Annotated in this window: 6 protein-coding genes and 1 pseudogene; 2 read left to right on the forward strand and 5 right to left on the reverse strand. The window is 66.1% G+C overall.

Translation table 11 applies throughout. The features are described from left to right. Positions 1-68 precede the first annotated feature (68 nt). A pseudogene (locus BEN49_RS10745) lies at positions 69-554 on the forward strand (SDR family oxidoreductase); the annotation flags it as partial. Positions 555-654: 100 nt separating this feature from the next. Here BEN49_RS10745 and BEN49_RS30510 read toward each other — a convergent pair. From BEN49_RS30510 to BEN49_RS27845, 4 genes are all read right to left on the reverse strand, one after another. Then, positions 655-1,356, reverse strand: a complete 702-nt coding sequence (locus tag BEN49_RS30510; protein ID WP_317040435.1) for a DUF1501 domain-containing protein — start codon at positions 1,354-1,356, stop codon at positions 655-657. Then, complete coding sequence (locus BEN49_RS30515) at positions 1,322-1,867, reverse strand: DUF1501 domain-containing protein (protein WP_317040436.1); 546 nt, start codon at positions 1,865-1,867, stop codon at positions 1,322-1,324. The genes BEN49_RS30510 and BEN49_RS30515 overlap by 35 nt, the downstream gene beginning before the upstream one ends. A 161-nt stretch (positions 1,868-2,028) precedes the next feature. Further along, positions 2,029-3,228, reverse strand: coding sequence for a DUF1800 domain-containing protein (locus BEN49_RS10755; protein WP_158022826.1), 1,200 nt, complete (start codon positions 3,226-3,228; stop codon positions 2,029-2,031). Continuing rightward, positions 3,132-3,593 (reverse strand): hypothetical protein, encoded by a 462-nt coding sequence (locus BEN49_RS27845; protein WP_158022827.1) that lies wholly within the window; start codon positions 3,591-3,593, stop codon positions 3,132-3,134. Before BEN49_RS27845 ends, BEN49_RS10755 begins: the two co-directional genes overlap by 97 nt. 196 nt (positions 3,594-3,789) lie before the next feature. Between BEN49_RS27845 and BEN49_RS10760 the strand changes: the two genes are divergently transcribed. Beyond that, complete coding sequence (locus BEN49_RS10760) at positions 3,790-4,275, forward strand: peptide deformylase (RefSeq protein ID WP_070743153.1); 486 nt, start codon at positions 3,790-3,792, stop codon at positions 4,273-4,275. A 36-nt stretch (positions 4,276-4,311) separates the two neighbouring features. Here the strand turns inward: BEN49_RS10760 and BEN49_RS10765 are convergent. Then, on the reverse strand, positions 4,312-5,436 hold a 1,125-nt coding region (locus BEN49_RS10765; RefSeq protein ID WP_141765644.1), incomplete at its 5' end, for a lamin tail domain-containing protein.

The following is a 5,436-nucleotide window of genomic DNA, read 5'->3' on the forward strand; positions in this document are numbered from 1 at the left end:
CTGGCTAGCTTCGGCCGCGTGGATGTGCTGGTGACCAACGCCGGGGCCCCCCGGCCGGCGGTTTCGACGCGCTTTCGCCCGACATGTGGGACGCCGCCACGCGCCTGCTGCTCACTAGCGTGGTGGAGCTGACGCGCGCCGTGCTGCCCGGCATGAAGGAACGGGGCTGGGGCCGTATCCTCAACATCACGTCCATCAGCGTAAAGCAGCCAGTGGATAACCTCATGCTGTCCAACAGCTTGCGGGCGGCCGTGACGGGCATGGCGCGCACGCTGGCTACGGAGGTGGCGCCGTTCGGCATCACGGTGAACAACATTTTGCCCGGCTACACCCGCACCGCCCGCGTCGAAAACCTGGCCCAGGCCATTGCCACTCGCGACGGCATCGCGCCCGCCGAAGCCCAGGCCCGCTGGGAAAACGAAATCCCCATGCGCCGCCTCGGCGAGCCGCGCGAGTTTGGGGCCCTGGCCGCGTTCCTGTGCTCGGAGCGGGCCAGCTACATCACCGCCACCTCTATCCCCGTCGATGGCGGGTGGATTAAGGGATTATTGTAAAAAGAATGTGCTGAAATGTGAAGATGCGGGGGAATGTGAAAATTAAAGCTGATTTTAATTTTCACATTCCCCCGCATCTTCACATTTCAGCACATTCTTTTTACACCAACCCGCGCAGCCGCTCGAAGTCGGTCCCCAAAATGCTGGTGTCGTTGGCCCCGAGCCAATCCCGCAGCACGGTGGCGTAGATGCCGCGGAAATCGACTTGGTGGCGCAGGTCGCCCTGGTCGAGGTTATCCAGGTCGGGGGCGTCGTTGAGGATGCCTTTTTGCTGGAGGCTGCCGCCGATTAGGAAGACCGGGTTGGCGGTGCCGTGGTCGGTGCCATTGCTGGCGTTCTGGCCCACGCGGCGGCCAAATTCGGAGAATACCAGCACCAGCGTGTTGGCCCACTGGCCATTTTTCTGGAGGTCGTCGGCCAGCGCGGCCAGGCCGTCGCCGAGGTCGGTGAAGAGCTTTTGCTGCTGCTCGTGCTGACGCACGTGGGTATCGAACCCGTTGAGGGCCACGTAGTACACCCGCGACTCCACGCCAGAGTTGATCAGCTCGGCGGTGGTTTTCAAGTTCTTGCCAAACTCCGAGTTTGGGTAGGCCCCGGCCGATTTGTACACCTTCGACTTGTCGTAGAGGTAGTCGGCCGACGACGCGGTTTCGGCCAGCGTTTGGTAGAGGTAATCCACTTGCGCGTGGTGGTGGTCGGAGCCGGTTTCGCGGCTCACTTTGCTCAGCAGGCGGTTTTGGGTGAGCTGGTGCAGCTTATCGGGGTTCTTAAAGGCCAGGCCTTTGCGTTGGCTGCCTTTCATAGCTAGGCTTAGCGTGTCGTCTACTTCCAGCGCGTTGTAGGGGTTTTGGCAGCCGGGGCCCCGAGTCGAGGTAGCGGCCGAGCCAGCCGGTGCTCAGGTTCTGGGCACTGCCCGAGCCGGTCTGCCAGATGTCCATCGAGCGGAAGTGGGAGCGGTCGGGGTTGGGGTAGCCCACACCGTTGAGCACGGCCAGGTAGCCCTGGTCGTACAGATTCTTGAAGCCCTTCAGCGCCGGGTGGAAACCCAGCCCCTTGTCCAGCGCTAAAATTCCTTCCGATTCCTTGATGCCCAGCGTGGGCCGGGCCTTGTAGTACAGGTCGTTCTGGTACGGGATGACCGTGTTCAGGCCGTCGTTGCCGCCGCCGAGCTGCACCACCACGAGGCGGCGGGCCCCCGGCGCGTCGGCCAGCCGGGCCAGCCCGGGGCCCCGGTCGAGGGCGTGCAGCATTTTGGGCACGAACAGCAGCGTGCTGGCTAATATCGAGGTCTGGAGGAATTCGCGGCGTTGCATAGCTGAGATAATTATAGGATGATTGGCGGGGCGGGCTGCCGGCTTTTTCGCCGGCTGCCCGCTAATCGTTGCGTCGTTGGGCGAACCTGGCGGCGGCTAATCAAAGGCAACCGTTTAACGATTACCGGGCAGCCAGCGAAAAGCCGGCAGCCCGGGCCGGGCTACGACAACTGGTATTCTGGCAGGCTCATCAGGCTGATAAGCGTGTTGCGCAGGGCCTCGGCGGGGACGGGATTTTGGGCGGCGGCTTGCTGCACCAGGGTCAGGTTTTCGGGCTGGATGGGCGTTTGGAGGAGGAACTCGCTGAGGCGGGCGGGCTGGGCCGGGGCGGGCGTGGCGCCCAGCAACTGTTGCAGGGGCCCCAGCGGCAGGTGGGCCCCGGCGGTGGGCTTCACGAGGCGGTCGGCGCGGCTCAAGTTGGGGGCGATGTCGTTCTCGTCCTGCTTGAGGGCCACGGCGAAGTCGGCGTTTTTGAAGAGGATGGCCGGGATTTGCAGGCGCAGCAGCAGCGACGACGAATCAATCCAGTTGCGGCCGCCGGGCCAGCCGGCCACGTTCGGCGGCGCGAATAGCGTCTGGCCCAAGGCTTTCTGGTAGCCCAGCAGCGGCCGCTCGTTGTCGAGCCGCACGCCCAGGGTGCGGCGGATGCCGGCCAGCAGCTCCACCGGGCTCTTGAGGTGCGTACCCACGTTGGCTGGGTCGTAAAACCAGTCGGCCGAAAACATGCGCACCAGCAAGTCCTGGATGTCGTAGCCACTGCGGCGAAACGCGTCGGCCAGCGGCGCGATGCGGGCCGGGTCGGGCGTGTCGTTCACGAAGAAGCGGTAGAGCTTGGTAGTGAGAAAAGTAGCCGCCGCCGGCTGCTCCAGGATGATGGCCAGCACGTCTTCGCCCCGCAGGTTGCCGGTGCGGCCGAGAAAGGTTTTGGGGCCCCCGTCGTGGTCCGGGGCCCGGAACTTAAAGTTGCCCTGCCCGTCGTAGCTCCAACCGGTGAAGGCGCGGGCGGCCTCCTTCACGTCTTGCTCGGAGTAGTTGCCGCGGCCCAGCGTGAACAGTTCCATCACCTCACGGGCGAAGTTTTCGTTGGCGTGGCCCTTGTGGTTCTGGCGGTTGTTGAGGAATTCGAGCATGGCCGGCTCCTGGCTCACGGCCAGCAGCAGGTCGGGGAATTTGCCCAGCGCGTACTTCCGCGTGGTGTTGTGCAGGCTGAGGGCGGGGCCCGGCTGCCGCACCCGGCAAGCAAAGTGGCCGTGCCAAAACAGCGTCATTTTCTCGCGCAGCTGGGCCGGTGAGGTGGCCATGCGGTCCATCCAGGCCGTCGAAATGTTGCTGAACGCCTCGCGCAGGCCCTGGTTCTGCATTTTGCGCTGCGCGGGCGTGAGGTTGGCGCGGCGCCGCCGGGGCACGCGCCGGGGCCCAAGCGGTAAGGCTGGCGCGCGGGCAGCACGGCCACTGGGGCAGGGGGCGCGGCCTCGGCCGGGCTGCTGCTCATGGCAGTAGTGGCCTGGTCGGGGGTGGTCACCATGCCGGTGGGCACCGGGTTTTTGGCCGGGGTGGAGGCCCCTGGCGGCACGGCCATCACCGCGCCCAGCGGATCTTCGAAGTGCATGGTGGGCGCATCGAGCGGCACAAACTGCTCGGAGTCGCGCAGCAGCTGCCGCAAGGCTTTGCGCGGGCTGAGGCCGGCAGCCACGTCCTGCGGCCGGGGCCCGAAGCCGCGCGCCAATACAAATGCTGGAGTTGCTGGGTGGTATCCATGCCGGTAAGAGGGCCCCCGGCCGCCAGGGTTTAATTGACCGGCTGGAAACCCGGGCTGTCGGCCGCTGGTACTCACGCGGGGGCGAAGCCGTGCGACGGACCTTTCCCTGGGGCTAACGCTAAATTCACGCCCCGGCGCCTGCCCCGCGCCAGTCCCAGCACCCATGAAAAAGCTAGCCGACTTATTGCAGTTGGGCGACCCGCGCCTGTACGAAACGTGTGCGCCGGTTGTGCCCGCTGAGCTGCCCTTAGTGGCTGGCTGGGTGGCCGATTTGCACCACGTGATGGAGGAAATCCGCGCCCGGTATCATTTCGGGCGGGCCATTGCCGCGCCGCAGCTGGGCATCATGAAACGGTTGATTTACCTGAACATCGACCGGCCCGTGGTCTTCATCAACCCCGAACTCAGCGGGCTCAGCGCCGAGCTGTTCGAGTTGTGGGACGATTGCATGAGCTTTCCCAACTTGCTGGTGAAGGTGCGGCGGCACACGCACCTCACCATCGACTACCTCGACGAAAACTGGCAGCCGCAGACCCGGAAAATGACGGGCGACTTATCCGAGTTGTTGCAGCACGAGTACGACCACCTGAACGGCGTGCTGTGCACCATGCGGGCCATCGACGACAAGTCGTTGAAATGGCGGCCCTAAAGCCACTCGCCACTTGTTAAACGCTTGGCCGGGCCCCTAAAACCGGGCCCCGAGCACCACCGTTTTCTTGTACTCGCGCCGCTCGCCGCCAGCGGGGCGGAACAGCTCGACGTGCAGGATGTAGTAGCCCACGGCGGCCTTGCGGCCGCCATCGTCGAGGCCATCCCAGGCCACGAAGCCGGTGGTGGGCAGGCTCTCGTTGCGCAGCAGGCGGCGGGTGAGGCGGCCCACAGCGTCGTACACCGTGACGGAGCCCACGTAGCCGGGCTGGTCGAGCTGGTAATTCAGCGTAGTGAAATCCTGCTGGCCGTCGTCGTCGGGGGTGAAGACTTCGGGCGTTACGGTCAGCTCCTGGCCACCGCCGGGCGCGTCCTGGGCCTGCGAGTTAGGGCGGCCGGGCGTGGCGTAGCCCACGGTGCCGGCCGCCGAGTGGAAATTGCTGCCCAGGCTGGGGCCCTGCGCCCGGATGCGCTCCAGCGACACGCCGTCCTGGCTGCCGAGCAGCGGCAGGTGCAGGCTTTTGTTGTAGGCGAAGCGGTCGATTTCCTGGCCGCCCGCATTCAGCAGCACAGCCAGGCCGGCGTCGTCGGGCCAGGTGGGCAGGGCCCCCACGGGCAGCAGCGCGGCCGCATCGGCGCTGGTGGGGTACTGCGCCTGCACCGTGGCCGGGCTGGTGCTGAAGGCCACCAATTGCCCCGGCGCCAGCACGTAGGGCCCCGGGCACATTGGCAGGCCCGCCCCGCCGTCGCCCACCTGAAACCCTTGCAAGTCAACGTATTTCTGGCTCCGATTCAGCAGCTCAATAAAGCGCACGGCCCCCACGCGGGGATTGAACAACAGCTCGTTCACCACCACGTCGCCGGGCGCGGCGGCCTCGGGCAGGGCAAAATCGGTGGCTTGCAGGGGGCCGCTGGCGTTGCCGGCGCAGTCGGTGGCAGCTTGCACGGTTAAAGTAGTGGGGCGGCTGGGCTGGAGGGACCCGGCGAGTGTCAGGTCCACCACCCGGAAATCCGGGCCTACTGGCGCAGCGCGGGCCACGGCCGGCGCGGGGGCCCCTAGGGCGTAGCGGGCGGGGTTAACAACGGCAGCGCTGTCGAGCTTTTCGGAGAAGAACAGGCGCACAGTGCGGGCGTCCACGGCCACGGCGCGGAGCAGGGCGGC

The organism is Hymenobacter coccineus (assembly GCF_001816125.1).
Classification (GTDB): Bacteria; Bacteroidota; Bacteroidia; order Cytophagales; family Hymenobacteraceae; genus Hymenobacter; species Hymenobacter coccineus.